Source organism: Serratia sp. LACPHL-BACT-2024-00286 (assembly GCF_043109535.1).
Classification (GTDB): Bacteria; Pseudomonadota; Gammaproteobacteria; order Enterobacterales; family Enterobacteriaceae; genus Serratia; species Serratia sarumanii.
In genome coordinates this window covers 1-25,540 of the sequence record NZ_JBICNA010000001.1, presented here as the reverse complement: position 1 = coordinate 25,540, position 25,540 = coordinate 1, and the positions used below count along the sequence as shown (strand labels likewise).

Sequence of the window (25,540 nt, the reverse complement as noted above, 5' to 3'; positions counted from 1 at the left end):
ATACGATATGAATATTAAATTAGACAATCTAAATCAGCTGATCGGCGCACGCATTCGCCTTGAACGCGAGGCGCGCCACTGGTCGCTGTCCGATCTGGCCGAGCAGGCAGGCGTCTCACGGGCGATGGTTCATAAGATCGAGCGCGGCGAGAGCAGCCCGACGGCGATGCTGCTGGCCAGGCTGGCGGGGGCGTTCGGCCTCAGCATGTCCAAGCTGATCGCCCGGGCGGAAACGCAGGAAGGCCGGCTGCTGCGCCGGGAAGATCAGCCGGTCTGGGTCGATCCGGAGAGCGGCTACGTGCGGCGCCACGTGTCGCCGCGCACCGATCTGCCGCTCGATCTGGTGCGTATCGAACTGCCGGCCGGCGCGACGATCCCGATGCCGGCTTCGGTGTATGCCTTCAAGCGTCAGCTGATCTGGGTTTTATCCGGCGAGTTGGTCTTTGTGGAAGGTGACGCGCGCCATGACATGGCCGAGGGAGACTGCCTGGAGCTCGGCCCACCGGCGGACTGCCGCTTTGAAAACCAGAGCGATCAACCGTGCGTGTATATGGTGGCGGTGCTGAGCGCCGCCTGATGCCCCGCCCGCGCTAACCCTGCGTCGGCCGGTTATAGCCGGCGCGGAAAAACTTCTCCGCCAGCCGGCTGTCGCCGCCGGAAAAAAACTCGCTCATCGGCTCGCTGCCAAGGCCATAGGCGCGGCTCAGCTGCCCGGCTTCGAACGCCGCCCGATTCTCGTCGCCGCAGCGCTGCGCCAAATGGTGCGCATAGCCGAGCACAAAGCCGCGCTTATAGTCGGAGCAAAAGCGCGACAGCTCCGTCTCCGGCTTCAGACTCTCCGCCTTTAACCCCGCCAACAGCCCTTTGCCAAAATGGTCACCCACGGTTTCCTCCTCACTACGCCATCGCTATATAACAAAATATACAGCGAATGAGCGAGCGAGAACATACTCCCTAAGTTTTACTCGCCGCATAAAAAAGGCCCGCCAAGCGGGCCTGAGGGTAAGCGGGCAATCACAGCGTGAAATTCAGCCCTTCGCTGACGGTCTTGCCCAGCGGCAGGCGGCCCGAAGGCGCCTCTTTTTCCTGCAGGAAATCTGGCAGGCGGGCTTTGTCGCCCGGTTTGCCGATCGCCACCATGGCGTGCACCGCATAGTCGTCCGGCAGCTGCAGCGCCGCCTTAATCTTGTCGTGGTGAATGCCGCTCATGCAGTGGGTCAGCCAGCCTTTCAGGTGCGCCTGATGCGCCAGGCTGGCCCAGGCCGCGCCGGTATCGAACGCGTGGGTCGGGTTGTCCACCAGCCGTTCGCCGTTCAGGCTGGTGGTTTTGGAGACGATCACCACCAGCGCCGAGGCATGCTGCGCCCAGCCGCGGTTGAAGTCGATCAGGAATTCCAGGTAGTTCTCCCAGCTGTCGGAACCGTGCTTGCTGTAGGCAAAGCGCCACGGCTGAATGTTGTAGGCCGAAGGCGACCAGCGCGCCGCTTCAAAAAAGCTCAGCAGCGTTTGATCGTCGATGGCGTCGTTGGCCATCGCGCGCGGCGACCAGCGTTCGATAAATTGCGCATCAATCGGATAATCGGAAGTTCTTGGCTGGTTCATAGTCGGTTCTCGCAGTGAAGTAAAAACAAAAGTTCGCTGATATTCCCACAGCTTAGGGCGATAAAACTTTTATTTCGTGCCATTGCCCTGCGGCAGCTCCTGCTGCAGCCAGGCGAGAAACGCCCTGACCGGCGGATGCCGCTCGCGCCCCGCCGCGCACAGCACGCTGTACGCGGCGCCCGGTACGCGCACCTCCGGCCGGTACGCCACCAGCAGACCGTTGTCCACCATATCGGACACCATCACCGAGCTCGCGAGCACTATCCCCTGCCCGGCCACCGCCGCCTGCAGGGCGTAATGCTCCTCGTGATAGCTGCGCATCGCCGCATGGCGCTGCCACCAGTCCACGCCGGCGGCCCGGCACCAGTCGCGCCAGCCGCTGTCGTACAGCGCCGAATCCCCCCATTTGACGGTGATCAGCACCGGGTTTTCCGGTTCGGCGGCGGCCAGCCCCGGCGCCGCGTAGACGCCAAAGCTTTCCTCCAGCCGCGCCGTCTGATGCAGCGCGGGATAGTGCGCGCGGCTGTAGCGCACCGCCACGTCCACGCTGGCGTCCTGCTGCAGATCGATCACCTCGGCGCAGGCCTCCAGGCGCACCAGATAGTGCGGGTAGGCCTGGTAGAAACGCCCCAGGCGTGGCACCAGCCACAGCGCCGCGAAAGAGTGCGTGACCGAGACGCACAGCGATCCGGTGCTGGGCTGCGGCCGCAGGCCTTCGAGCGTAGCGGCGACGTCCAGCAGCGCGCCGTGCACCCCGGCAAACAGCGTTTCGCCTTTCGGCGTCAGCCGCACGCCGCGCGGCACCCGCTCGAACAGCGCAAACCCCAACTGTTGCTCCAGCGCTTTGATCTGGTGCGAAATCGCCGTCGGCGTCACCGCCAGCTCGGCCGCCGCCAGCTTGAAGCTGCGCAGGCGAGCGGCAGATTCAAAGGTGCGTAATGCGTTGACGGGCAGCGTGGCGAACATGGCGAAACCTCTAGAGATGAGTTGAGCTCATCCTGGCAGAAAAGCCGTCATTTGTCGCCTGCCACTACTTGTTTCTAGAGTAGAGCTGAATTCACTTCATACCGAGGAACATGACATGAGTACAACTCATCAATCCAAACGTTTGGTGGTGCTGGTCGGCAGCCCGCGCCGCGACGGCAACAGCGCCACGCTGGCGCAGGCGATCATGGCGGGCGCCGCCGAAGCCGGCACGTCCGCCAGCCTGCATTTTCTCGATGATTACCTGAGCGGTTTTCTGAGCGATGAGCGCCATACGCCGCCGCCGGCCGATCGCTACGCCGAACTGTTTCTGGAGCACTTCCTGCCGTCCGACGGCGCGGTATTCTGCACGCCGATTTACTGGTACGGCATGTCGGCGCAAACCAAGGCCTTTTTCGATCGCTCGTTCAGCTTCTATTCCAACGCCTACCCTCAGGCGGAACAGGTGCACCAACGCATGAGCGGCAAACGCATCGGGCTGGCGGTAGCGTCGGAAGAGACCTACCCCGGCGCGGCGTTGGGCATCGTACATCAGATCCAGGAGTTCAGCCGCTACACCCATTCCGCATTCGTTGGGCTGGTGCACGGCGCCGGCAATCAGCGCGGCGAGATCGCCCGCGATCCACGCAATCCGCTGCAGGCCGCCCGCGAGCTGGGGCGCGAGTTTTTCACTCGCCCCTATTCGGATTATCAGATGGACAGCCCGCGCAGCACGCAGGTGTGGGAGGAGTAAGCGCGGCGCCCGGAGGCAATTGCAAGCATAACGTTAGCATCTGTCGCAATCTGTTGCGGGCCATTGGCCCGCCGTTGCCGCGCTTGTATGATACGACGCGGCGCCAGACGGTGGCCGCCGATCTCAAGCGGAAGCGAACTGCAATGTCTAAACAGTGGAAAATAGCGGCGGCCAACGCCGGTTTATGTCTCTATACCCGCATCGCGGGCAATTTCCGGCCCGCAGCGAGCTTCGATCCGCAGCAATCCTTTGAACGCATCGTGATTTTCTCCACCAGCGCCCTCGGCGATCTGATGTTCAATACGCCCGCCATCCGCGCACTGTGCGAACGCTATCCCGGCGCGCAAATCACGCTGGTCTCCAGCCATAAAAACCGGCAGCTGGTCGAAGGCAGCCCCTGCTTTCATGACGTGATTTACTGGGACCACAAGGCCAAAGACATGTTGGGCGTTATCCGGCGCCTGCGAAAAAACCGGCCTCAGCTGGCGGTCATCCTGCACTCGAAGGCGCCTTACGATGTGCTGGTCGCCATCGCCGCCGGCTGCCAATACCTGTTCAAAGACATTTATGGCAACAAACCGAGCGGCATGGAGCGCTGGCTGACCGGCGTCAGCCGCAGCACCGGCGGCCATTTGATTCAGCGCAAGCTGGATATGATGGGGCAATTGGGCTGCCGCACCGATAACCCGGCGATGTTCATTCCCGTCGCTTTCCCTGCGCGCGCCAAACCGGCGGGCAAGATCCTGATCGGCTTTCAGATGGGCGCTTCCGAAACGCTGCGCCGCTGGCCGGTCGACCACTTTGTTCAGCTGGCGCAACGGCTGCTGGCGCACTCTCCCGACTGTCAGATCGAGTTGATTGGCAGCAAGGCGGAGCACAGCCTCGAGCGGGAGTTTATGGCGGGTTTGAGCGAGGCGCAGCAACAGCGGGTAGTAAGCCATATCGGCGCGACCACGCTACCGCAACTGCTGGCGACGATCGCCAATCTGCAGGTGCTGGTGACCGGCGATACCGGCCCGCTCCACCTCGCCGTGGCGTTGAAAACCGCCACCGTCAGCCTGTTCGTCACCGCTAACCCGCGGCATACCGGCCCCTATCAGGACAGCGAACGGCATCAGGTGATGCACGTGCCGGTTGACAGCGCCGCGCTGAGTGCCGCTGAGCGACGCCAACCGCTCAGCATCATCGCGGCGGAACAGGTGCTGGAGAAGACGCTGGCGGCGCTGCCGTCCGCACAGTCCCGATCCGTTTAGGCTGCGACAGCAGCAACGCCAGCGGCAGCCAAAACAGGTACCAAAACTCCGCCGGATTGGCGATCACAAACATGCCCTGCGAACTGTAAAATACCAGCATAAACAGAAACAGGCCCGCCTCCCAACGCCGCCCTGCGCGCCAGTGCGCGATGGCGAGCCGCGCGCCGTATCCCAACAGCGCCAGCAACAACAGGAAACCCACGCAGCCGCCCTTCAGCAACGCGCCAAGGTACAGGCTGTGCGTGGTGTGGTTCAGCTCGCCGGTGTAATTGAGAAAGTTAAGCTGCTTATCAAAGCCGTAGCCGAAGAACGGCGCCTGTTCGATCAGCGCCAGGCTGTGGCGCCAGATGCTGATGCGAACAAAGCTCTGTTGATACAGCTCGCCAAAACGCGTAAGCAACATTTCGCCGATCGCGCTGTAAACGACGGCGAGAACCACAGCCAGCGCGCCGGGCAACAGAAACCACAGCCATCGTCCCGGCCGGTGTCGATAAGGCATCGCCACCACCACCGCGAACGCTAGCGCGATCAGCGGGCCGCGGCTTTGCGTCAGCACCATGAACGCCAGCAGCGGCGGGATAAAGCACAGCGCCGCTTTTTGCCCGGTATCGCGGAAAATCATCAGGCTCAACAAAATGGCGATGGCGGCGTAACCGGCCAGATCGATCACGTTGCTCGGCCCCGGATTGCGGGCGGTGGTTTCCCGCAGATGATAAATCGACGGGGCGTCGACCAGCGTCAGATACAGGCACAGCGACGTTATGCCGGCCAGCATCGCCCACTGCAGTTGATGACGCCGCTCACCGTCTAGCAGCGTCACCAGCCAGGCGAGATAGAGCAGGATATAGGCGCTGTGGGTCACGGCCGACTGCATGTCACCCGGCGTCTCGCCCCACAGCGCGCTGAGGGAATAATAAAGCAAAAACATCAGCGCCAGCCCGCCGCCCCAACGCGCCTGACGATTGATCCACAGCTGCCGCCGCAGCGGCGGCCAGGTGAACACGGCGGCCAGCCACAGCAGCGCCGCCAGATGAAACAGGTTGTTGACGCGGGTCTGCCCGCAAAAGATCGCGCTTAAAAATGCGAAGGCTAAAAACAGCGCGCTGCCGAGGCGATAACACCGCTCAGGCTTGCTGAAAGTAAACATTGCCGTCCACCTTCTCGAAGATATCGCTGCCGATAGCGCTGTGCGGGGAAAGGTTTTTTATCGCGATCTGCTGTTTTTGCATGACCGCGCCGGCATGCCGAAAAGCGGGGATCACCAGCGACTCCACTTTGTCCGCCAGGAACGTCGGTAACCGATCCTGCTCCGTTTCGTAAAAGCGCGGCTGGTGGAAGTTGTTCATGTCCAACCCGGCGATAAACAACTGCCTGAAGCCAAGATAGGCGATGATTTGCAGCGCCCAATAGGCCACGGTGCCGGCATCGAAAATGCCGCAGCGGATATCCTGGCTGAAGCCGAGCGTGCGGTTCGCGATGCAAAACTCCACGCCGTTTTCCCGGCAGTAGTGATCCCACAGCGCGCCGCTGTCGATCCGGGGACGGTAAATCTTGCAGGCCGCGTCTTCGACAATCGCCAATCGGCAGCCGATCGCCGCCTGTCCAAAACGATCGAGAATGCGCGCCACGCCGTGCACGGTGGTGAACAGCGTCAGCGCCGGCCGTTGAATGACATCGCGCACGATCTCCGGGCGGTTATCGATAAACCCCATGTCCACGATGACGTAGAAGTGAAAATCCACCTGCCGATGCAGGCAATAGGCGCCGTTGACCCCGATCGCGGGCATGGCGGGAATATTTTCGAAGCGCAGCGCCTTCACCGACGGGCCGGTAGCCGTCAACAACGCCGGCCCCCGGCAACTGTTGCGCAGTTCGCTCAGCGGGACGATCGGCACCGGCCGGTGCTTGTACCATAAGGCGGCGATTTCACCGCCCTCGCCGCGCGCAATCTTCACGTAGGGCCAGAGGTTTTCGTTATGCCGATAAGGGCGCGCGTGGGAATAGCGGTAGATCTGCTTAAAAAAAGAGCCCATGGTGGCGATGTCCTGTCCAGAGTGCGTGACGATACCTACAGAGGCATCTTTCTGTATGCTCAGAATTTAAAAACGTGTCAGCACTGGCCAGGCCGCACAGCGAGTATCTAAATATTCGTTTAGTGAGGCAATTTTTGTAATTTGAATTATTAGTCAGCGTATCGGCAAGAAATGTGTCGAAGTGTTATTTGAATGAGGAACTGTTGCCGTGCGTAAAAATACCGTGAATGGCGGCAGCGCCGCCGCTTGGCATTGATGGGGTTTTGTTATAACGTATCATAACTTTAGCCAAAGGAAGACGACGATGAAAATCCAGCTGTCGCTGCTGTTTCTCTGCCTGCTGGCCGGCAAGGCCGCGGCGTTTCAGTCGAAAGTGCCCGAACCGCGCCCGGAACAGGCGCGCGCGGCGGAACAAAACATCGAAAATCTGTTTTACGGCTTTCACGCCATGGACGCCCAGCCGGTGAACATCGGCAGCTGCGCGGCGGTGCCGGTGGCGGGATGCCAATGCGCGTTCTGCACCCAGCTGCGGCAGGCCGGGCGCTGAGCCGCCCCCCTTATTCAATTCAACTCAGCGCATACTGCACGATCAGCTGCCCCTTCTTCATCTTTACGCCGGTGATAGCGATCGCGCCCACCTCGCCCAGCGTGGCGACATGGGTGCCGCCGCAGCCGTAAGCGGGCAGTTCGCCGAAACCGACCTGGCGCATCCCGTCCACCGCCTGTTGGCGGCGTGGCAGATCGGCGGCGATCAAGCGCGCCAGCTCCGCCTGCAAAAAGTCCGCTTCTATCGTCTGCGCATCCGGCCCTGGCGCGAATGTGATGCGCCCCTCCCCCGGCCAATGATGCGCCTTGACCGGCCGCCACCCCCGGCTTTCGCCCAGCCAGCCGATCAGATGCCCGCCGGAGTGCCAGCGGGCGTGCAGGCGGCGCTGCGCTTCATCGACTTGCAGCGTGACCGGCCCGAGCGGCAGCGGCGCGGCGGTAAAGTGCACCACGCTATCCCCCTGCTGCTGCACCCGCAGCACGGCAACGCCGCCTAACGTCCCCACGTCGGACGGCTGGCCGCCGCCCTGTGGGTGGAACAGCGTGGCGTCCAGCTCTACGGCGTAGGCGCCCGCCTCGGCCGGCGTACAGCTCAACACCTGCGCCTGGCCCTGTACATCGTCGCTGTAGTAATAACGTCGTTCGGTCATCATTTTTCTCCTCGGTTCGAAGAGCCATTATATTCATGTCATAATCGATGGATAATCCGCCGCCATCACAATGGACCTTTGCGTCATGAGCACAAATCTTTCTTACGCGCTGTTGCCCGAAATGGCCGTTTTCGTTCAGGTGGTAGAGAGCGGCAGCTTTTCCGCCGCCGCCCGCAAGCTGGATACTTCGCCTTCCGCCGTCAGCCGCAGCGTGGCAAGGCTCGAGCAGGCGCTGGCGCTGCAGCTGTTGCACCGCACCACCCGCAAACTTCGGCTGAGCGAAAGCGGCGAAGAGGCGTATGCGCACTGCCGCACCCTGCTGGCGGCCGCCGACGCGGTTATGGCGATCGGCGGGCGCGGCGCCGCGGAGCCCGAAGGATTGGTCAGCGTCAGCGTGCCCAAGGCGGTGGGGCGCTTCGTGCTGCATCCGCACATGCCGGAGTTCCTGCGCCGCTACCCGAAGGTGGACGTGCGGCTGCGGCTGGAAGATCGCTACATGGATCTGATCGACGATCGGGTCGATCTGGCGCTGCGCATTACCGATCGCCCATCGCCCGGGTTGATCGGCCGCCAGTTGATGAGAATAGACCATCTGCTGTGCGCCACGCCGCACTACCTGGCGCAGCACGGCACGCCGCAGCACCCGCACGATCTGGCGGCGCACAGCTGCATCTATCTGGGTGAAACGCCGAGCGACGCGCAATGGAAGTTCCGCCGCAGCGGCAAAACGGTGACGGTCAACGTGCGCGGCCGCTACGCCGCCAACCACACCGGCGTGCGGCTGGACGCGGTGAAACGGCATATCGGCATCGGCAGCCTGCCGTATTTTACCGCCCGCCAGGCGCTCGATGACGGCGAGATCGTGCAGGTATTGCCGGCGTGGGATTTCCTCAGCAGCTATCACGGCGGCCTGTGGTTGCTTTACGCGCCTAACCAGTATCTACCGCCCAAACTGCGGGTGTTTATCGACTATCTCGTCGCCTGCCTGGCGCAGGAGCCGCAGCTAAAGCGCCTTGCGTAGCGTGATGTTGATGCGGTGCGGCCCCACCAACGAGTGATAGCCTTCCTTGACCGGCAGGATGCCGTGAAAACAGAGCCGCGATGGGCCGCCCCACACCACCACGTCGCCGTGCGCCAGCGGGATGCGCCGCGCCCGGTCGCTGCGTTGCAGGCCGCCGAACTGAAATACCGCCGGCAGCCCGAGCGACACCGAAACGATGGGTGCGCCGAAGTCGTGCTCGTCTTTATCCTGATGCAGCGACAGCTTGCTGCCCGGATCGTAGCGGTTCATCAGACAGGAATCCGGCACGAAGCGGCCGAAGCCCGCCTGCTGCGCGGCTTCGTCCGCCAGCGCCATCAGGATCGGCGGAATGGCCGGCCAGCGTTTGCCGCTGCGCGCGTCGCGTTCCGAATAGCGGTAACCGCGGCTGTCGCTGGTCCAGCCGTTGCCGCACCAGCTCATCGCCACCGACATCACGTGCCCGCCGGGCGTGGTCAAATGCCGCCACGGCACCTGGGCGACGACGCCCTGCACCGCCGCCAGCAGTTCCGGCCCGTGATCGCGCACGAAGCCGTGCATCACCACCGCGCCGGGGGCGATCTCTTCGCGCCACGGCGGCGGCAGCGCGTCTTCAAAAAGATCGATTGTCATCGCCAAGGCCTGTATAAATACACAGTAATCATTGTAACCCGCCGCCGCCGATTGTCCAGCGCCCGGCAACGCCATTGTCGTTGGCGGCAAATTTCTCTACAGTAGCCGCCATAAAATCAATCACTCACCAGGAATGCGTGTGATTAAGGGCATCACTCTTTCGGTCGTCGCCTCCATCTTGTTCGGCGCGATGTATTACTTCACCTCTACCCTCACCCCGCTGAACGGCGAGCAGGTCTACGGCTGGCGCACGCTGCTGACGCTGCCGTTCCTGACGCTGTTCATGGCGCTGTCCGGCGATTGGCGCAAAGTGGGCGACACGCTGGGCTGGATCGGCCAACGGCCGCAGCGTCTGCTGGGCCTACTGCTCACCTCGGCGTTGCTGGGGGGGCAGCTGTGGTTATTCCTGTGGGCGCCGCTGCACGGCAAGGCGCTCGACGTGTCGCTCGGCTATTTTCTGCTGCCGCTGACCATGGTGCTGGCGGGCCGTTTGATCTACCGCGATCGGCTGTCGCTGCTGCAAAAGCTGGCGGTGGCGTGCGCCATGGTGGGGGTGGGCAATGAGCTGTATCAGGCGGGCGGCGTCTCGTGGCCGACGCTGGTAGTGGCGCTGGGCTATCCGCTCTACTTTATTTTGCGGCGGCGTTTCGGCACCGACAATCTCGGCGGGCTGTGGTGCGAACTGGCGCTGATGCTGCCGGCGGCGGCCTGGTTCGCCTTCGGCGACGGCGGCGCGGCGGCGTTGCCGACCAATGCCGAGCTGTATTGGCGCATTCCGCTGCTCGGCGTCATCAGCGCCGTGGCGCTGGTGTGTTACATCCTCGCCAGCCGCCTGCTGCCTTTCAGCCTGTTCGGCCTGCTGAGCTATGTGGAACCGGTGCTGCTGGTGATCGTCGCGCTGCTGCTCGGCGAGAGCATCGGCCAAAGCGAATGGCCAACCTATCTGGCGATCTGGCTGGCGGTGCTGCTGCTGGCGGCGGAAGGTGCGCAGCACCTGCTGCGCCGCCAGCGGGTCTGACTCAGGCGGCCAGCGTGGCGCCGCCGTCGATCACGATATCCTGCATAGTGATGTGGCTGGCCAAATCGGAGGCCAGGAACAACACCGCATTGGCGATTTCGTCCGGGCGGGCGATTTTGCCGAGCGGGATCCCCAGCTTGAACATCTCGGGGAAACCGGCGATGGTGCGTTGCGGCGCATCGTCGGTTTGCCACATGCCGCGCTGCATCGGCGTGTCGGTCGAGCCCGGCGACACCAGATTGCAGCGCACGCCGAACGGCGCCATCTCCAGCCCCACGCAGTGGTTCAGGCTGGTCAGCGCCGCCTTGGAGGCGCAGTAGGCCGCCATCTGCGTGCGCGGCACGTGCGCGGCGTTGGAGCCGATGCTGACGATCGCCCCGCTGCGCTGCGCCTTGAAGTGCGGCAGCACGGCGCGGAACAGGTAAAACGCCCCCGAGGCGTTGACGTTGATGCACTGATGCCAGTCATCCACGCTCAAATCTTCGGTATTGCCCATGCGCAGAATGCCGGCGGCGTTGACCAACACGTCCAGTTTTGGGTTCTCTGCCAGCTGTTGGCGGCACACCGCCTCCACCTGCTCCGGCCGGCTGATGTCCAGCGTCACGCAAGGGTAAGGCAGATCCGGGTTGGCGAACTCGCGGTCAAATCCCACCACCTCGGCGCCCTGCGTCAAAAAATGCCGGGCGATCTGCTCGCCGATGCCGCGCGCCGCGCCGGTCACCCACACGCGTTTGCCGGTGAAATCCATCTGAATGCTCATGCGCACACCGCCATCCGGGCGCACAGCCGGGTCATGTTGTTGTTCATCGTTGTCTCCTGCGAAAGCGTATGACGCGGCGCGCACTGCGCCGCAAAGAGGCCTACAGCGCGCCGCTGTTCAGGCCGAAAGCGTTGAGCATGGTGCCCAGTTTGGCGGCGGTTTCCATCCACTCGGCCTGCGGCGTCGAGGCGGCGACGATGCCCGCGCCGGCGAACAGCCGCACCCGGTTGCCGCGCAGCAGGCCGCTGCGGATGACGATCGCCCACTCGCCGTCGCCGTTGGCGTCGCACCAGCCGACAATGCCGCTGAACAGGCCGCGATCGTGCGGTTCCAGATCGGCGATCAGTTGGCGGGCGCTCTCGGTCGGGAAGCCGCACAGCGCCGGCGTCGGATGCAGCAGGCAGGCCAGCTGCATCACATTGAGATTCGGGTTCAGCAGTTCGCCGCGAATGCGGGTGGACAGGTGCCACATGGTGCCGGTGCTGAGCAGCGACGGGCCGCTGGGCACGCTCAGGCTGGCGCACAGCGGCGCCAGGTGACGGCGAATGTCGTCGATCACCAGCTTGTGTTCGTATTTGTCTTTGGTCGAGCGCATCAGGCGCTCGCTGCCGAGGCGATCCTGCTGCGGATCGTCCTGACGGCGCGCCGAGCCCGCCAGCGGATTGGTGTGGATCTCGCCGCCCTGCTTGCGGATCAGCAGCTCCGGGCTGGCGCCGATCAGCACGCCGCCATCGGCCAGCGGCAGGGAAAAGTGGTAACCGGTCGGGTTCTGCACTATCAGGTTATTGAGGATCTGGTGGCCCGCCACCGGCTGCTCCAGCTCGATGTCGAGGATGCGCGACAGCACCGCCTTGTCCAGCTTGCCTTGTTTAAAGCGGCTGACCGCTTCCGCCACCGCGTGCTTGAAGCGCGGCTCGTCCGGAATGCTGGTGCAGGCGGCCAGGCGATGCGGCTGTTGCAGCATCGGGCGCGCGGCGCGGGTAAAGCTGTCGTTGGCGACAAACTGGCAGTTTTCAGGCACGTACAGGCTGGAAGGCCGGCGCGTATCGAACGGAATGGCGCCCACCACCACCGGCGTCTCCTGGCCGGCGGCTTTGGCGCGCGCCAGCGCCTGGCGGATATGCTGCGCCAGCGCGCTGCCTTCCTGCTCGCCGCCGAACGCCGGCGTCTCAATCCGCTCGAACACGCCACTGGCGGAGAGGGAACGGAATTCGGACCGGTACAAAAAGGTCGATTGTTCGGCGTACGCAAACCCGGGGAAGGTTTGGTTTTCTGTCGTCAGTGTCGCCACAAGACCACTCCTTTGTCGCGCCTTACCAATGATAATGTTTATGCGAATAATTATCATTAGCTGTAAAAGGAGGATAAATTACACCGGATCCCCAGCGTGGGTCAATCTCCGATGAATGAATCTTTCCGCCCGCCGCGGCAAACCTGCGTTACGGCAAATAAAGAAATAACACACTGTTATTATTGGGTTTTAGCAAAAGATAAAAGTCGTGACATCGTCACCTTTACGCCAAAAACGCCCGCTAAACCGGCGACCGGCGGGGCAATTTGGCGTCAGCGTCTTAAGCAACGTTAATACAAACGTCTGCCGCTGCGCATCCACGGCGACCATGCGCGCATCGAGAAAATCGAAGTAACAGCGCACCTGCGGATACAGCGCCTTGAACAGGCTCTCTTTGGCGGAAAACGTCAGCGTCAGCAGTTCATTGAACGGCAGCGCCTCGCGCAGCAACGCCTCGCGCTCCGCCGGGGAAACGATCGCCCCCCACAGCTCCTCCGCCCGCACGTCGGAGAGCAGCGTCTCCACATCCAACCCAACGCCGCCCAGCCCGCGCTCGCGGTGCACGGCGCACAGCGCGGTATCCGAATTATGGCTCAGCGCCCCGGCGATGCCCGGCGGCCACTGCGGCGCGCGATCTTCGCCGCGCGCCAGGGTGAAGTCGGTAAAACCGAGCGGCGCCAACAGTTGCCGCGCCAGAACACGCCCGGCCAGATACTCCGCGCGGCGCTTCGGCACCGCGCGCGCCAGATGTTCCGGCAGTGCAAAACCCGCCTCGGGAAAACTGTCGTCGCGATACTCCGCCAGCGCAAAATGGCAGCGCGCCACCTGGCCCGGATAGCCGTCCGGCGTGAAAAATTCGATATTGCGGATAAAAGTGGGCAACCGGCAGGAACCAGAGTCACTGTCCAAAGAGAGTTTAATCACCGTCGTTTAACTTCTCGGCATCCTGGCGTACCGCCACCAGCTGTGTCAGCAGTTCCGGCAACGCCGTTTGCACCGTCGCCCAGACCACTTCAAGGTTGATATCAAAATAACCGTGCGCAATGCGATTACGCATGCCGCGCATGTTGCGCCAGGGGATTTCAGGATGACGTTGCGTAAACGCGGGGCTGCCATCCATGATTTTCGTCACGGCTTCACCGATGATAATCAGGCTCATAATGACGGCCTGCTGAGTGCGTTTATCTTCGATAAAATCTGCCGCCGCCAGGCCATCAACGAAATCGCAGGCATCCTGCGCCGCCTGTTGCATGTGGCTCAGATAATCGACCAACCGCGCATCTTTCATACCGGTTGGGCCTCCGCCAAAACCTGCTGGCGAAAGGTCGGCGGCAAATCGAGCGGCGTCAGCAGATCCACCTGAATACCCAGCAGCGCTTCCAGTTCCGACTGCAGCCCTCCCAGATCAAACAACGTGGCGCCCGGCAACGCATCGACCAACAGATCCAAATCACTGCCCTCCCGATCGGTGCCATGCAGCACCGAGCCGAAAATACGCGGATTAGCCGCAGGGAACAGCCCAACCGTTTCTCGGATCGCCTGGCGATGCTCTGCAAGAACAATGGATGGTCGCATGGTTTTCTCTCCCCGTTACATCTAACGAAATGCTAGGTGATCGGTTGAGGGGATTCAAGCACAATCCCCCCGGCAGCCGCGCCTTCGCCTCTCCCCCGCGCTCGGGAGAGAAGCTGGGCATTACAAGATGCCTTTCATGGTCTTTTCGAAATCGCTCCAGGCGCAGAAGCCGTCTTTGTCGATCGGGCAGCCTTTCAGCGCCAGCGTCACGCGCTGCGGCGGGGTTTGCAGCGTCAGCGGCGTCGCCTTGCGCAGTTGCTCAGTGGACTGATAGACGTACTCGATCTTCAGCAATTCACGGTCGTTCTGCGCGTCGCGCCAGCGCTGGAACACCAGTTTGCCGCCGATCGGCGTTTTCTCGTATTGCTGCGGCAGTTGATACGGCTGGAACTGCATGGCCGACAGCAGCGAGGCAATATTGGAATCGTGGCCGACCAGCACCGTCAGCTTCGGCGCGTCCGGTTTGCGCTCGCCGAGCAGCGCATTGTTGATGTAGGTCAGCAGCGGCTTGGCGACGTTCTGCGCCACCACCGGCGAGGTGAACAGCGAGTCCTGATAGCCGTCTTTCAGCTGCGCCAGCTGCTGCCACTGATGTGGGGTGGCGATTTTGCCCCAGGCCACCTCTTTCATCGGGAAACCTTCGTAGTACTGCAGCATAAAGGCGTCCACCAGCGAGTTGCCCACCCGCAGCGGGCCGGAGACGCCCGGCTCTTTGCCCGGCACCGCGCTCATCACGCTGGCTTCCTTGGTCAAGTCACAGTGTTTGTCGGTCTTACAGGCGGCGGAGTCCTTGTAGTCGATGATCTTCGCCAGCTGTTGGTAAGAGGCGTCCAGCTTCAGCGATCCCAGCGCGGCGTTCATCGCCGCCAGCGCCTGCTGGTTGAAGGCTTCGCTGGTGTCGGTGATGATCGGGTTGAAGGTCGGATCCATCTCGCCCATTTTGTCCTGATGATGCACGCCGACGTCGCAGCCGGGGAACGCGCCGTTGCTGAAGAACTGCGCGGTGGCGACCGTGCGCTGCAGGCTGTTGGCGTAGACGTACACGCTACCGGCGGTCGGGCAGCCCTCTTGCGGCAACAGGCCGGTCTGTTTCAGCCAGGCGTTGAAATAGTGCCCCATATACACTTCCAGCACTCCGCCCTTGGTGGTCAGTTGGCCGCCCGGCGTTTCCCAGGCCGGCCAGGCCTTCGGCGTAGACTGCGCCAGCACGCTGCCGTTGTTGGCCAGCGGCGCGCGCAGGTTATGGCGGCTCATCACCAGCACCTGTTCCAGTTGATAGCCGCTGGCTTCCGCCAGCGCGTTCCCGGTGAATAACAAAGGCAGGCACAGCAATAACGTTTTTTTTCTCATCCGCAGAGGCTCCCGGAAAATGATTATTTTTAAGGTGTTAGCGTTTGCCCGAGTATGATGGCGGGGTTAGTGTGACAAGTGTGTGACAGGGTTCACGGGAAAGGATCGTACCAGCGGCCACCGAGCGGCGGCCGCTGTGCGTCAACTCAGTACCACAGGCTCATGATTGGCCAGCCGATCAGCAGCAGCGCGGCGATGTACACCACGCCGAGAATGCCGCCCAGGCGCCAGTAGTCTTTCGACTTCACGTAGCCGCAGCCGTAGATGATCACCCCCGGCCCGGTGGCGTACGGCGTCAGCACGCCCATGATGCCGATCGACAGCACCAGCAGCATCGACAGCTGCTCCATCGGCACGCCCGGCAGCCCTTTGCCGACCGCCAGGATCACCGGCAGCATGGTGGCGGTGTGCGCCGACAGGCTGGCGAACAGGTAGTGGGCGAAGTAGAACACCAGCACCAGCGCCACCACCGTCATGTTCGGCGAGAAGCCGTCCAGGTGGGTGCTCATGGTCTGGGCGAACCAGTCGATAAAGCCGGAGCGCGTCAGGCCGTTGGCCATCACCACCAGCGTCGCCAGGTTAACCAGCGTGTTCCAGGCGCTGGAGTATTTGGTGATCTCTTTCCACGACACCACGTGCAGCGCCAGCATCAGCGACACCGCCAGCAGGCACACCGCGGTGGCGTCCAGCACTTTGCCGCCGAACACCCACAGGCACAGGCTGAGCAGCACCAGGCCGATCAGGGTGTATTCCTTGCGCGTCAGCTTGCCCATTTCCCCCAGCGCGGTATCCGCCCAGGCGGCCACTTCGCTGCTGTGGGTCACGCCCGGTTTGTACAGGTAGTAGGAGATCAGCGGCGCGATGATCAGCAGCAGCAGGCCGACCGGCAGGAACGCCAGGAACCACTGCATCCAGCTGATGTGCACCCCGGCGATCTTGCCGACGAACTCGATGCCCAGCACGTTCGGCGCGGCGCCGGTAACGAACATCGAGGAGCTGATGCTGGTGCCGACCACCATCATCCACATCAGGTAACCGCCGATGCGGCGTGAAGAGGGATCGTTGGGGAAGGAATCGAACAGCGGCGGCAGGTTTTTCACCACCGGGAACACCGTGCCGCCGGTGCGCGCGGTGTTGGACGGCGTGAACGGCGCCAGCAGGATATCGATGATCACCACCGCATAGCCCAGCGTCAGCGTGCGCTTGCCCATGAACTTCACCAGGAACAGCGCGATGCGCCGCCCCAGCCCGGTGGCCTCGTAGCCCAGCGCGAAGATAAAGGCGCCGAACACCAGCCAGACGGTGGTGCTGGAGAAGCCCGCCAGCCCCCATTTCAGCGCCTCTTTACCGGCCTTGAAGCCCGGCTCCGCCAGCTCCTGCGCGCCGAACAGCACCCAGTTGGCGCTGAGCACGCTGACGGTCACCGCGATAAAGCTGATGGCGGTGGCCGGGATCGGCTCCAGAATCATGCCGACGATCATCGCCACAAAGATGGCGAAGTAGTGCCACGCCTGTGGCGGCATGCCGTCGGGCACCGGTATCAATAACAGGATCGCGAGCACCGCCAGCGGCGCTATCGCTTTCCAGATCTTTTCCTGGGTTTGGGACATGGGGACTCTCCTGAAGGCTTGGTTATTATTCTTGGGCACCCAGCTGCGCCAGCAGCCAGGTCACTATCAACAGGTCGGCGCTGCCGCCGGGGCTGAGGTTGCGGGCGATGCAGTCGGCATCGAAGCGCCGCAGGCGCGCCAGGCCCGCTTCCCCCGCCGAGCCGCCCTGCGCCAGCAGCAATGCCGCCCGGCGCCGCAGCCAGCGCAGCCCGTGCAGGCCGCCGCGCGAGGCGACGTTGGTGTCGTCGTTGTGGGCCATCAGCCACAGCAGGCTGTCCAGCAGCGCCCGCTGTTCGTCGCCGCCGGCAGCCAGCCGTTGCCGATACAGCGGCAGCGCGCCGTCAATGACCAGCCGGAAACCGGCCTCCGCCTCGCCGCGCGCGCCGCTCAGCCCGTGCGCGGCGAACAGCCGCTGGCCGGCGGTCTGCCCGGCGTTGTTGCGCAGCAGCTCGCGATCCACCAGCCCCCGGCACATCGCCGCCACCTCGGCGCACAGCGCCTCTGCGCCGATGGCGCGCCCCTGCTGCTGCAGGCGGCCGAAGGCAGTGCACAGCAACCCGAGCGAGAACACGCTGCCCTTGTGGGTGTTAATGCCGCCGGTGGCGCGAAACATCTGGTTTTCGCAGGCCAGGCCGAGCGGCCGCAACCGCGCCAGCTGCTGCTCTGCCGGCAAAGCGGCGTCTTCGCGCCCGCGTTGGATAAAGCGCGGCAGCCACACGCCGATGGCGCGGGCGCTGCGGTAGAAATGCCCGAGATCCATATCGCGGTGGGCGCCGGTGTTATGGCGATCCACCAGCCCCGGCTTGGGCGTGAGGTTGACCTCCACCAGCAGCGCGCGGAAAGCGGCGCGTGCGAAGTCGCAGGCCGGTTCGGCACGGTGGGCGGGCAGGTTAATCGGCAGAGATCGCATCGTTGAACATCCTTTCCATTTCATGCAGCAACTGCTCGCTGCTGTGCCGCCGCTGGCGGGCGCAGATCTTGGCCGGTTGGCCGCACAGCAGGCAGCGCCGTTCCGGCAGGCCGATGTCGCGGCGCGACAAAATGCGCCCCTGCGTATCCAGCACGTCGATATCCCACAGCCGGCCGATCGGGCGGCTCACCTCCAGCTGCATGGCGCAGTCTTTCACCCGCAGGGCGTCGGCGCGCAGCGCGACAAACCCTTCGCAGCCAGTGGCGAGCGCCAGCGCCTCGGCCTGCGGGCTGGGCCAGCCCTGTTCGGCGCACAGCCGCAGCAGCGCCGCCCACCCGAGGTTGAATATGCCGCGCGTCAGCGCGCTGTCCTTCACCGGGCCGGGCACCACCAGCGTCAGCACCAGCAGCGTGCACTGGTGCTGCGCCAGCCATGCCTGCTGGCGTGCCTGGCGGCATTCGCGGCTGGTGAGCAACTCCGGCAGGCTGACCGCGCGTTCGGCGGCCAGTTGGGGATCGACGGCGGCCATCGGCTACTCCGCCACCTGATGCACCACATCGATCACCGAGCCGTCGCGGTAGCGCACCACCGCCACCACCTTATCGGTAAAGGCGATCGGCTGCGGTTCGCCGGTCAGCTGCAGCGCGCGGGCGCGCAGCCAGTCGATGCTCACCACCTCGAGGCCGGCCTCCCGCAGGCGCTGCGCCAGCTCCGGCCGCGCCGGGTTGACGGCGATGCCGTGGTCGGTCACCAGAATGTCGATGCTGGAGCCCGGCGTGACGCAGGTAGTCACCTGCTCCACCAGCGTCGGGATGCGCCCGCGCACCAACGGCGCAACGATGATCGCCAGCCGCGCGGCGGCGGCGGTGTCGCAGTGGCCGCCGGACGCGCCGCGCAGCACGCCGTCGGAGCCGGTCAGCACGTTAACGTTGAAGCCGGTGTCGATTTCCAGCGCGCTCAGCACCACCACGTCGAGCCGATCGACCGACGCGCCCTTGGAGCTGAAGTTGGCGTACTGGTTGGCGCTGATTTCGATATGGCGCGGGTTGCGCGCCAGCGAAGTCGCCGCCGCCCGATCGAAGCTCTGCACGTCCAGCAGCTTGCCGATCAGCCCTTTCTCGTGCAGATCCACCATGGTCGAAGTGATGCCGCCGAGGGCGAACGCGGCGCGAATGCCGCGGGCGCGCATCTTGTCCTCCAGGAACCGGGTCACCGCCAGCGAGGCGCCGCCGGTGCCGGTTTGCAGCGAGAAGCCTTCGGTGAAGTAGCCGGAACCGGCGATCACCTCGGCGGCGCGGCGGGCGATCAGCAGCTCGCGCGGGTTCGAGGTCATGCGCGTGGCGTCGGCGCCGATCTTGTCGGCATCGCCCACCCGCTCCAGCTGCACGATCAGATCCACCCGATCCTGCGCCAGGCTGGCGGGATGATGCGGATACGGCACCAGTTGCTCGGTCAACAGCACCACGGTGCCCGCCGCCTCGGCGTCCACCCGCGCATAGCCGAGCGAGCCGCAGCAGGCTTCACCGCTGTAACCGTTGGCGTTGCCGAACTCATCGCAGGCCGGCACGCCGAGGAAGGCCACGTCTATCCTCAGCTCGCCGGATTCGATCAGATTGACCCGGCCGCCGTGCGAGTGAATTTGCACCGGCTCCGCCAGCAGGCCGCGCGAAACCGCGTCCGCCAGCGGGCCGCGCAGCCCGGAGGTGTAAATGCGGCTCACCACGCCGTGGCGGATATGCTCAACCAGCGGCGCATGGCAGTCGGTCAGCGAGCTGGACGCCAGCGTCAGGTTGCGGAACCCCATCGCCGCCAGCGTCTCCATCACCTGATTGAGCGTCAAATCACCGCCGCGAAACGCATGGTGGAAGGAAATGGTCATGCCGTCCTGCAGTCCGCTGCGGCGCACCGCTTCCTGCAAGGAGTCGCACAGCTTGAGATCGCGCGGTTTGCGCGCCTGCAGATTGGCTTTGGAGACGTCCTGATAGCCCGGCAGATCCGCCGGGTTGGCGAAGGTCATCAATCGTTGTTGGCGGTTCATCATGCTTCCTCCCCGTGCTGCGCCGGTTCTTCCCGTAAGCCGGACAGCGCGGCGCGCTCCAGCACCAGCCGGGCGCGCTCAATCACCGGGCTGTCGACCATTTTTCCGTTGAGCGACACCACGCCGCGCCCTTCCCGCTCCGCCGCTTCGGCGGCGTCCACCACCCGCTGCGCGTGCGCCACCTCTTTGGCGGTCGGCGCGTACAGGTTGTGCAGCAGCTCAATCTGGCGCGGGTTAATCAGCGATTTGCCGTCGAAGCCAAGCTGTTTGATCAGCGCCGCTTCCTGCAGGAAGCCGGCCTCGTTGTTGGCGTCGGAATAGACGGTGTCGAACGCCTGAATGCCGGCGGCGCGCGCCGCCTGCAGCAGCGAGCAGCGGGCAAACAGCAGCTCGATGCCCTCCGGCGAGCGTTCGGTGCGCAGGTTGCGCACATAGTCTTCCGCCCCCAGCGCGATGCCGATCAGGCGCGGCGAGGCGTGCGCGATCGCCACCGCGTTGGTGATGCCCTGCGCCGATTCGATCGCCGCCAGCAGCCCGGTGCTGCCGACCGGCCGCCCGCAGGCCGCTTCGATGGCGGCAATCTCGCGCTCCATGTCGACAACATCCTGCGCGCTGTCGGTCTTCGGCAGGCGCACAATGTCCGCGCCGCCGCGCACCACCGCCTGCAAGTCCGCCAGGCCGTAGGCAGAGTCGAGCGCATTGACGCGCACGATGGTTTCCACCTCCTGGTACAGCGGGTGCTGCAGCGCGTGGTACACCAGCCGGCGCGCCGCGTCTTTTTCACGCAGAATCACCGAGTCTTCCAGATCGAACATCAGCGCATCGGCCTGGTAGATAAAGGCGTTGCTGACCATCGCCGCGTTGGCGCCGGGGACGAACAACATGCTGCGGCGCAGCCGGGTTTTATTCAGCGTTTTCATCTTTCGCCTCCCACGGCAGTTGGCCGCCCTCGCAGGCGCGCATCAGCGCCGTTTCCAGCCGGGCGCGCAGCACGCAGTCCAGCGCGCCCTTGTCGTCGACGATCACCTGCACCGGCTCCACCTCATAGCGCTGCAGCACCTCCAGCAGGGTGTGGCGGATCGCCGCGCCGAACTGTTTTTCCACGCTGCTGGCGATCAACAGATCGTGCTGCGGCCCCTCGGCGGGCGCGATGCGCACCATGACATCGCTGGATTCCAGCGTGCCGGCCATTGCTTCTCGGATAATTTTCATCATTCACCTGATTGTGCGGACTCAAAAGGATGCGGGGCCGCCTTGGCCCGGCGCTGCGTTTGCAGATCCTGCAGGTAGTACAGGGTGTCCGGCGGCACCAGCGGCGCGGCGGCGTGGAAGTCCCCCGCCGCCAGCAGCTTGCGCACCCAGGAGGCGGAGATCGCCGTGCCCTGATATTGCAAACGCTCGATTTCCACCAGCGCGATCGGCGGGCTGGGCAGCGCCGGCGTTTCCAGCCAGTAACGCATGTCGCGGTTGTATTTCGCGGTCACCGCGCAGAACGGCTCGTTGCCGACGAAGCGGTGGGTAATGCCCAGCGCGGGCGCCAGATACTGGCGGAAGATCTTCAGATCGATTTCGGTGTAACAGTCGTCGGCCACGCCCTGATCCTTGATGAAGTAACAGGGGAAGGTGGCGCGCGAGATCACGTACTGCGAGCCTTCGTGTACCGTAAGGTTGGGGATATCGGCGGTGCCGGCCAGCACCAGCCGGCGGCGGTCTTCATAGCTGAAGCGCGAGGTGTTTTCCTTCACTAAAAACAGGTGCAGCCAGTCGCAGCGTTTGGCCGCCTGACGCACCAGATACTGATGCCCGCGGGTGAAGGGGTTGGCGTTCATCACAATGCTGCCGATGGTGTCGCCCGGCCGGCGCTGGCTCGCCAGCTGGGCGGCGTAGCGCTTCAGGCGGCACGGGCTGTTTTCCATCAGCACCACGATGCCCGGCACGGTGGCGATCGGGTAGAAACCGCACTGGCGGAACAGCGGCTCGTTCTGCACCTTGGTGTAGATAAACAGCTGGGTGTGGTGGCGCTCGTAGGCCAGGTTCACCAGCTCGGTCGCCAGCGCCAGCGCCAACCCTTCGCCGCGCATCAGCGGGCTGATGGCGACGCATTTGATAATATTGTCGGCGATGCCGCCGCAGGCGACCAATTTGTCGTGCTGGGTAACGGTAATAAATATTTCAACCGTGGTGTCGATATTCAGATCGTTACTGCGCAAGAAGGCGCTTATTTCCGAAATCGCTTTATGATCCGATCGCTTTACCCGATTAAATACGGCATCGCCTAACATAACACGCTCTCTGGGTTAACTGGCAAACAACAAATTAAATACAAAAAGGCATTTTAATTAACATCAGCAAGGGTAATTAAAACCTTAAAAACCATGCAGATAAACGCAACTTTGCGTTCGATAAATTAATGGTAAACAGAAAAAAAACGCCGATTATTGACCTATTTCACAAACCGATTCCGGTTAATAAGTTATTTAATGTTCTTTATTTGCTTAATTAATCTTATGGTGTTTATTATTGAGATAATCTTTATTTTGCGCCGCAATTTACTTACATTCATTTAGCATCTTGATTGCAATAGCAGGTTTCATTATGGAATGGCTGAACATCCTGATCGTTGAAGACGAAACGCCGCTGGCGGAGATGCACGCGGAGTTTATCCGCCAGAACGGCGGCTGCCGCCAGATTTGGCTGGCCGGCACGCTGGCGCAGGCGCGCGCCATGACCGAGCGCTTCAAGCCGGACCTGATCCTGCTGGACAACTTTCTGCCCGACGGCCAGGGCATCACCCTGCTGCGCGAACTGACGCTGAGCGGGTATCGCGGCGGCATCGTGTTCATCACCGCCGCCAGCGACATGGCCACCGTGGCCGAGGCGTTGCGTTACGGCGTATTCGACTACCTGATCAAACCGCTGGCCTATGACCGGCTGAGCCAGACCCTGCAGCGCTTCAGCCAGCGCCGCGAAGCGCTGAAAGACAAAGCGCGCCTCAACCAGCGCCGCATCGACGAGATGTTCAACACCTACGCCCGCGGCGAACAGCAGGCGGCGCTGCCCGCCGGCATCGACGAGCTGACGCTGGGCAAGGTTCGCGCGCTGTTTGCCGAACCCGCCGCGCGCCACACCGCTGAAAGCGTTGCGCAAAAAATGGGGCTCAGCCGCACCACCGCGCGCCGTTATCTGGAGTTTTGCACCGCCGCGCAGCAGCTGCGCGCCGAGATCATTTACGGCAAGGTCGGCCGCCCGCAGCGGATCTACCGCGCCGGCGAACCGCATTAACGGTTATTTGATCGCCCTTGCAAGGTTGCGTGTAACCGCTTTACTTTTTATGTACCGGTCAGCATCTTGGTGAGCATCACCTAGCCGACTGGACGATCGCCGATGCCCGCTGCGCCCCTTGCTTCCCTGACCGAGATCCTCGCCCGCCGTGACTGGCAAAACCCGGCCTGCACTCACTACCGCCGGCTGGACGCCCACCCGCCGTTCGCCAGCTGGCGCACGGTGGAAGACGCGCGCGACGATGCCCCCAGCGCCAGCCGCCGATCGCTGAACGGCGAGTGGCGCTTCAGCTATTTCCCGCGCCCAGAGGCGACGCCGGAAGGCTGGCTGCAGCAGGATCTGCCGGACGCCGCCCCGCTGGCGGTGCCGGGCAACTGGCAGCTCGCCGGCTACGATGCGCCGATCTATACCAACGTGCGCTACCCGTTCCCGGTCGATCCGCCGCGCGTGCCGGAAGACAACCCAACCGGCTGCTACTCGCGCACCTTCAGCGTCGATCCGGCCTGGCTGGCCGCCGGCCAGACGCGCGTCATCTTCGACGGCGTCAACTCGGCGTTCTATTTGTGGTGCAACGGCCACTGGGTCGGCTATTCGCAGGACAGCCGCCTGCCGGCGGAGTTCGATCTCAGCCCGTGGCTGCAGCCGGGAGAAAACCGGCTGGCGGTGATGGTGCTGCGCTGGTGCGACGGCAGCTATCTCGAAGATCAGGACATGTGGCGCATGAGCGGCATCTTCCGCGACGTCAGCCTGCTGCACAAACCCGCCGCGCACCTGAGCGATGTGCGCATCACCACGCCGCTGCATGACCGCTTTACCCGCGGCGAACTGGTGGTGACGGCGCGCGCCAGTCGGCCCGGCCCGCTGCAGGTGCAGGTTCAGCTGTGGCGCGATGGCGCGCGGGTGGCCGAACGCACCCAGCCGCTCGGCAGCGAGATCGTGGACGAGCGCGGCGCCTATGACGATCGGGTCACGCTGCGCCTGCCGGTGGAACGCCCGGCGCTGTGGAGCGCCGAAACGCCCACGCTGTATCGCGCTACCGTCGCCCTGCTCTCACCCGAGGGGGAGATTATCGAGGTGGAGGCCTATGACGTCGGCTTCCGCCAGGTAGAAATCAGCGGCGGGTTGCTGAAGCTCAACGGGCAGCCGCTGCTGATCCGCGGCGTTAACCGCCACGAGCATCATCCGCGCCACGGCCAAGTGATGGACGAGGCGACGATGCGCCACGACATCCTGCTGATGAAGCAGCACAACTTCAACGCGGTGCGCTGCTCGCACTATCCCAACCACCCGCTGTGGTATCGGCTGTGCGACCGCTACGGGCTGTACGTGGTGGACGAAGCCAATATAGAGACCCACGGCATGCAGCCGATGAACCGCCTGGCTGACGATCCGCTGTGGCTGCCGGCGATGAGCGAGCGCGTCACCCGCATGGTGCAGCGCGACCGCAACCACCCCTGCATCATTATCTGGTCGCTGGGCAACGAGTCCGGCCACGGCGTGAACCACGACGCGTTGTACCGCTGGGTGAAAAGCCAGGATCCGACCCGCCCGGTGCAATATGAAGGCGGCGGCGCCGACACCGCCGCTACCGACATCATCTGCCCGATGTATGCGCGGGTGGATCAGGATCAGCCGTTCCCGGCGGTGCCCAAATGGGCGATCGGCAAGTGGATCGGTCTGCCGGAGGAACAGCGGCCGCTGATCCTGTGCGAATACGCCCATGCGATGGGCAACAGCTTCGGCGGTTTCGAACGCTACTGGCGCGCGTTCCACCACTATCCGCGCCTGCAGGGCGGCTTTGTCTGGGACTGGGTCGATCAGGCGCTGATCACGCGCGACGCCCAGGGCGAAGAGTACTGGGCCTACGGCGGCGACTTCGGCGATACCCCCAACGATCGCCAGTTCTGCCTGAACGGGCTGGTGTTCGCGGATCGCACCCCGCACCCGGCACTGTTCGAAGCGCAGCGGGCGCAGCAGCTGTTCCGCTTCGCCTTCGACGCCGCCTCGCTGACGCTGACCGTCACCAGCGATTACCTGTTCCGCCACACCGACAACGAGCAGCTGAACTGGCGGCTGGAGCTGGACGGCGTGGAGCGCGCCAGCGGCAGCTTCAATCTGGCGCTGGCGCCGCAGGGCAGCGCTCGCTTCACCCTGCTCGACCGCCTGCCGATGCTGCATCAGCCCGGCGAACTGTGGCTGAACGTGGAGGTGGTGCAGCCGAAGGCCACCGACTGGTCCGAAGCGCACCACCGCT

Annotated in this window: 28 protein-coding genes; 8 read left to right on the top strand and 20 right to left on the bottom strand. The window is 63.7% G+C overall.

From position 1 onward, the window contains the following. Positions 1 to 7: 7 nt before the first annotated feature. Positions 8 to 577, top strand: coding sequence for an XRE family transcriptional regulator (locus tag ACF8MC_RS00140; protein ID WP_041035812.1), 570 nt, complete (start codon positions 8 to 10; stop codon positions 575 to 577). Positions 578 to 590: 13 nt separating this feature from the next. Here the strand turns inward: ACF8MC_RS00140 and ACF8MC_RS00135 are convergent, their stop codons facing one another. The 3 genes from ACF8MC_RS00135 to ACF8MC_RS00125 form a co-directional block, all read right to left on the bottom strand. Then, positions 591 to 884, bottom strand: a complete 294-nt coding sequence (locus ACF8MC_RS00135) for a DUF2623 family protein (RefSeq protein WP_033654910.1) — start codon at positions 882 to 884, stop codon at positions 591 to 593. 130 nt (positions 885 to 1,014) lie between these two features. Continuing rightward, the gene (locus ACF8MC_RS00130; protein WP_039565279.1) at positions 1,015 to 1,602 is read right to left on the bottom strand and encodes a nitroreductase family protein; all 588 of its coding nucleotides are present in this window, start codon (positions 1,600 to 1,602) and stop codon (positions 1,015 to 1,017) included. Positions 1,603 to 1,671: 69 nt separating this feature from the next. Continuing rightward, complete coding sequence (locus ACF8MC_RS00125; RefSeq protein ID WP_164104882.1) at positions 1,672 to 2,568, bottom strand: LysR substrate-binding domain-containing protein; 897 nt, start codon at positions 2,566 to 2,568, stop codon at positions 1,672 to 1,674. Between the two features lie 115 nt (positions 2,569 to 2,683). On the opposite strand from ACF8MC_RS00125, the gene ACF8MC_RS00120 reads away from it, so the two are divergent. Together ACF8MC_RS00120 and ACF8MC_RS00115 are read left to right on the top strand one after the other, a co-directional pair. Further along, positions 2,684 to 3,319 (top strand): flavodoxin family protein, encoded by a 636-nt coding sequence (locus ACF8MC_RS00120; protein WP_060425951.1) that lies wholly within the window; start codon positions 2,684 to 2,686, stop codon positions 3,317 to 3,319. Positions 3,320 to 3,462: 143 nt separating this feature from the next. Next, on the top strand, positions 3,463 to 4,572 hold the full coding sequence (locus tag ACF8MC_RS00115; protein WP_164104883.1) for a glycosyltransferase family 9 protein: 1,110 nt from the start codon (positions 3,463 to 3,465) through the stop codon (positions 4,570 to 4,572). On the opposite strand, the gene ACF8MC_RS00110 is transcribed toward ACF8MC_RS00115, so the two are convergent. Both ACF8MC_RS00110 and ACF8MC_RS00105 read right to left on the bottom strand, forming a co-directional pair. Further along, positions 4,502 to 5,719: an O-antigen ligase gene (locus tag ACF8MC_RS00110; RefSeq protein ID WP_060425955.1), complete on the bottom strand. Its 1,218-nt coding sequence runs from the start codon at positions 5,717 to 5,719 to the stop codon at positions 4,502 to 4,504. The genes ACF8MC_RS00115 and ACF8MC_RS00110 overlap by 71 nt on opposite strands. Then, a complete protein-coding gene (locus ACF8MC_RS00105; protein WP_060422474.1) occupies positions 5,697 to 6,605 on the bottom strand; it encodes a hypothetical protein in 909 nt (302 codons plus the stop codon). The genes ACF8MC_RS00110 and ACF8MC_RS00105 overlap by 23 nt, the downstream gene beginning before the upstream one ends. A 304-nt stretch (positions 6,606 to 6,909) precedes the next feature. Here ACF8MC_RS00105 and ACF8MC_RS00100 point away from each other — a divergent pair, with 304 nt between their 5' ends. Next, entirely contained in the window at positions 6,910 to 7,152 is a 243-nt protein-coding gene (locus ACF8MC_RS00100) for a hypothetical protein (RefSeq protein WP_033635174.1), read from the top strand. 19 nt (positions 7,153 to 7,171) lie between these two features. On the opposite strand, the gene ACF8MC_RS00095 is transcribed toward ACF8MC_RS00100, so the two are convergent. Continuing rightward, a complete protein-coding gene (locus ACF8MC_RS00095) occupies positions 7,172 to 7,801 on the bottom strand; it encodes a hypothetical protein (protein ID WP_103772224.1) in 630 nt (209 codons plus the stop codon). 85 nt (positions 7,802 to 7,886) lie between these two features. Here ACF8MC_RS00095 and ACF8MC_RS00090 point away from each other — a divergent pair, with 85 nt between their 5' ends. Further along, positions 7,887 to 8,822 (top strand): LysR family transcriptional regulator, encoded by a 936-nt coding sequence (locus ACF8MC_RS00090; protein ID WP_043147652.1) that lies wholly within the window; start codon positions 7,887 to 7,889, stop codon positions 8,820 to 8,822. Here ACF8MC_RS00090 and alkB read toward each other — a convergent pair. After that, positions 8,805 to 9,452, bottom strand: a complete 648-nt coding sequence (gene alkB, locus ACF8MC_RS00085; protein ID WP_060388008.1) for a DNA oxidative demethylase AlkB — start codon at positions 9,450 to 9,452, stop codon at positions 8,805 to 8,807. The two genes, ACF8MC_RS00090 and alkB, sit on opposite strands and share 18 nt — an antisense overlap. A 139-nt stretch (positions 9,453 to 9,591) precedes the next feature. Between alkB and rarD the strand changes: the two genes are divergently transcribed. Then, positions 9,592 to 10,470: an EamA family transporter RarD gene (gene rarD / locus ACF8MC_RS00080; RefSeq protein WP_164104884.1), complete on the top strand. Its 879-nt coding sequence runs from the start codon at positions 9,592 to 9,594 to the stop codon at positions 10,468 to 10,470. 1 nt (position 10,471) lies between these two features. Here rarD and dhbA read toward each other — a convergent pair whose 3' ends face one another. The 13 genes from dhbA to citC form a co-directional block, all read right to left on the bottom strand. After that, positions 10,472 to 11,230 carry a 2,3-dihydro-2,3-dihydroxybenzoate dehydrogenase gene (gene dhbA, locus ACF8MC_RS00075; RefSeq protein ID WP_060427441.1) on the bottom strand — a complete coding sequence of 253 codons (759 nt, stop codon included), beginning with the start codon at positions 11,228 to 11,230 and terminating at the stop codon, positions 10,472 to 10,474. Positions 11,231 to 11,330: 100 nt separating this feature from the next. Beyond that, positions 11,331 to 12,521, bottom strand: coding sequence for an isochorismate synthase MenF (locus tag ACF8MC_RS00070; protein ID WP_164104885.1), 1,191 nt, complete (start codon positions 12,519 to 12,521; stop codon positions 11,331 to 11,333). 189 nt (positions 12,522 to 12,710) lie between these two features. Continuing rightward, positions 12,711 to 13,403 (bottom strand): 4'-phosphopantetheinyl transferase, encoded by a 693-nt coding sequence (locus ACF8MC_RS00065; protein WP_164104886.1) that lies wholly within the window; start codon positions 13,401 to 13,403, stop codon positions 12,711 to 12,713. Positions 13,404 to 13,437: 34 nt separating this feature from the next. Next, entirely contained in the window at positions 13,438 to 13,809 is a 372-nt protein-coding gene (locus ACF8MC_RS00060) for a DUF86 domain-containing protein (RefSeq protein ID WP_033654917.1), read from the bottom strand. Continuing rightward, complete coding sequence (locus ACF8MC_RS00055; RefSeq protein ID WP_033654918.1) at positions 13,806 to 14,096, bottom strand: nucleotidyltransferase family protein; 291 nt, start codon at positions 14,094 to 14,096, stop codon at positions 13,806 to 13,808. Before ACF8MC_RS00055 ends, ACF8MC_RS00060 begins: the two co-directional genes overlap by 4 nt. 120 nt (positions 14,097 to 14,216) lie before the next feature. Continuing rightward, entirely contained in the window at positions 14,217 to 15,446 is a 1,230-nt protein-coding gene (gene agp / locus ACF8MC_RS00050) for a bifunctional glucose-1-phosphatase/inositol phosphatase (RefSeq protein WP_164104887.1), read from the bottom strand. 146 nt (positions 15,447 to 15,592) lie between these two features. After that, complete coding sequence (locus ACF8MC_RS00045; RefSeq protein WP_015378437.1) at positions 15,593 to 17,056, bottom strand: anion permease; 1,464 nt, start codon at positions 17,054 to 17,056, stop codon at positions 15,593 to 15,595. Positions 17,057 to 17,081: 25 nt separating this feature from the next. Further along, the gene (gene citG / locus ACF8MC_RS00040; RefSeq protein ID WP_164104888.1) at positions 17,082 to 17,966 is read right to left on the bottom strand and encodes a triphosphoribosyl-dephospho-CoA synthase CitG; all 885 of its coding nucleotides are present in this window, start codon (positions 17,964 to 17,966) and stop codon (positions 17,082 to 17,084) included. Further along, positions 17,947 to 18,495 carry a citrate lyase holo-[acyl-carrier protein] synthase gene (gene citX / locus ACF8MC_RS00035; RefSeq protein WP_164104889.1) on the bottom strand — a complete coding sequence of 183 codons (549 nt, stop codon included), beginning with the start codon at positions 18,493 to 18,495 and terminating at the stop codon, positions 17,947 to 17,949. Before citX ends, citG begins: the two co-directional genes overlap by 20 nt. A gap of 3 nt (positions 18,496 to 18,498) precedes the next feature. Continuing rightward, positions 18,499 to 20,004, bottom strand: coding sequence for a citrate lyase subunit alpha (citF, locus tag ACF8MC_RS00030; RefSeq protein WP_043147660.1), 1,506 nt, complete (start codon positions 20,002 to 20,004; stop codon positions 18,499 to 18,501). Beyond that, positions 20,004 to 20,924 (bottom strand): citrate (pro-3S)-lyase subunit beta, encoded by a 921-nt coding sequence (citE, locus tag ACF8MC_RS00025; protein ID WP_016927085.1) that lies wholly within the window; start codon positions 20,922 to 20,924, stop codon positions 20,004 to 20,006. Before citE ends, citF begins: the two co-directional genes overlap by 1 nt. Next, positions 20,908 to 21,216 (bottom strand): citrate lyase acyl carrier protein, encoded by a 309-nt coding sequence (citD, locus tag ACF8MC_RS00020; protein WP_019452464.1) that lies wholly within the window; start codon positions 21,214 to 21,216, stop codon positions 20,908 to 20,910. The genes citE and citD overlap by 17 nt, the downstream gene beginning before the upstream one ends. Beyond that, a complete protein-coding gene (gene citC / locus ACF8MC_RS00015; protein ID WP_004940809.1) occupies positions 21,216 to 22,286 on the bottom strand; it encodes a [citrate (pro-3S)-lyase] ligase in 1,071 nt (356 codons plus the stop codon). The genes citD and citC overlap by 1 nt, the downstream gene beginning before the upstream one ends. Before the next feature lie 313 nt (positions 22,287 to 22,599). Here citC and dpiA point away from each other — a divergent pair, with 313 nt between their 5' ends. Both dpiA and ACF8MC_RS00005 read left to right on the top strand, forming a co-directional pair. Beyond that, entirely contained in the window at positions 22,600 to 23,286 is a 687-nt protein-coding gene (gene dpiA / locus ACF8MC_RS00010) for a two-component response regulator DpiA (protein ID WP_021505854.1), read from the top strand. 102 nt (positions 23,287 to 23,388) lie between these two features. Next, the coding region (locus ACF8MC_RS00005) for a beta-galactosidase (protein WP_314235168.1) at positions 23,389 to 25,540 on the top strand (2,152 nt) is incomplete at its 3' end.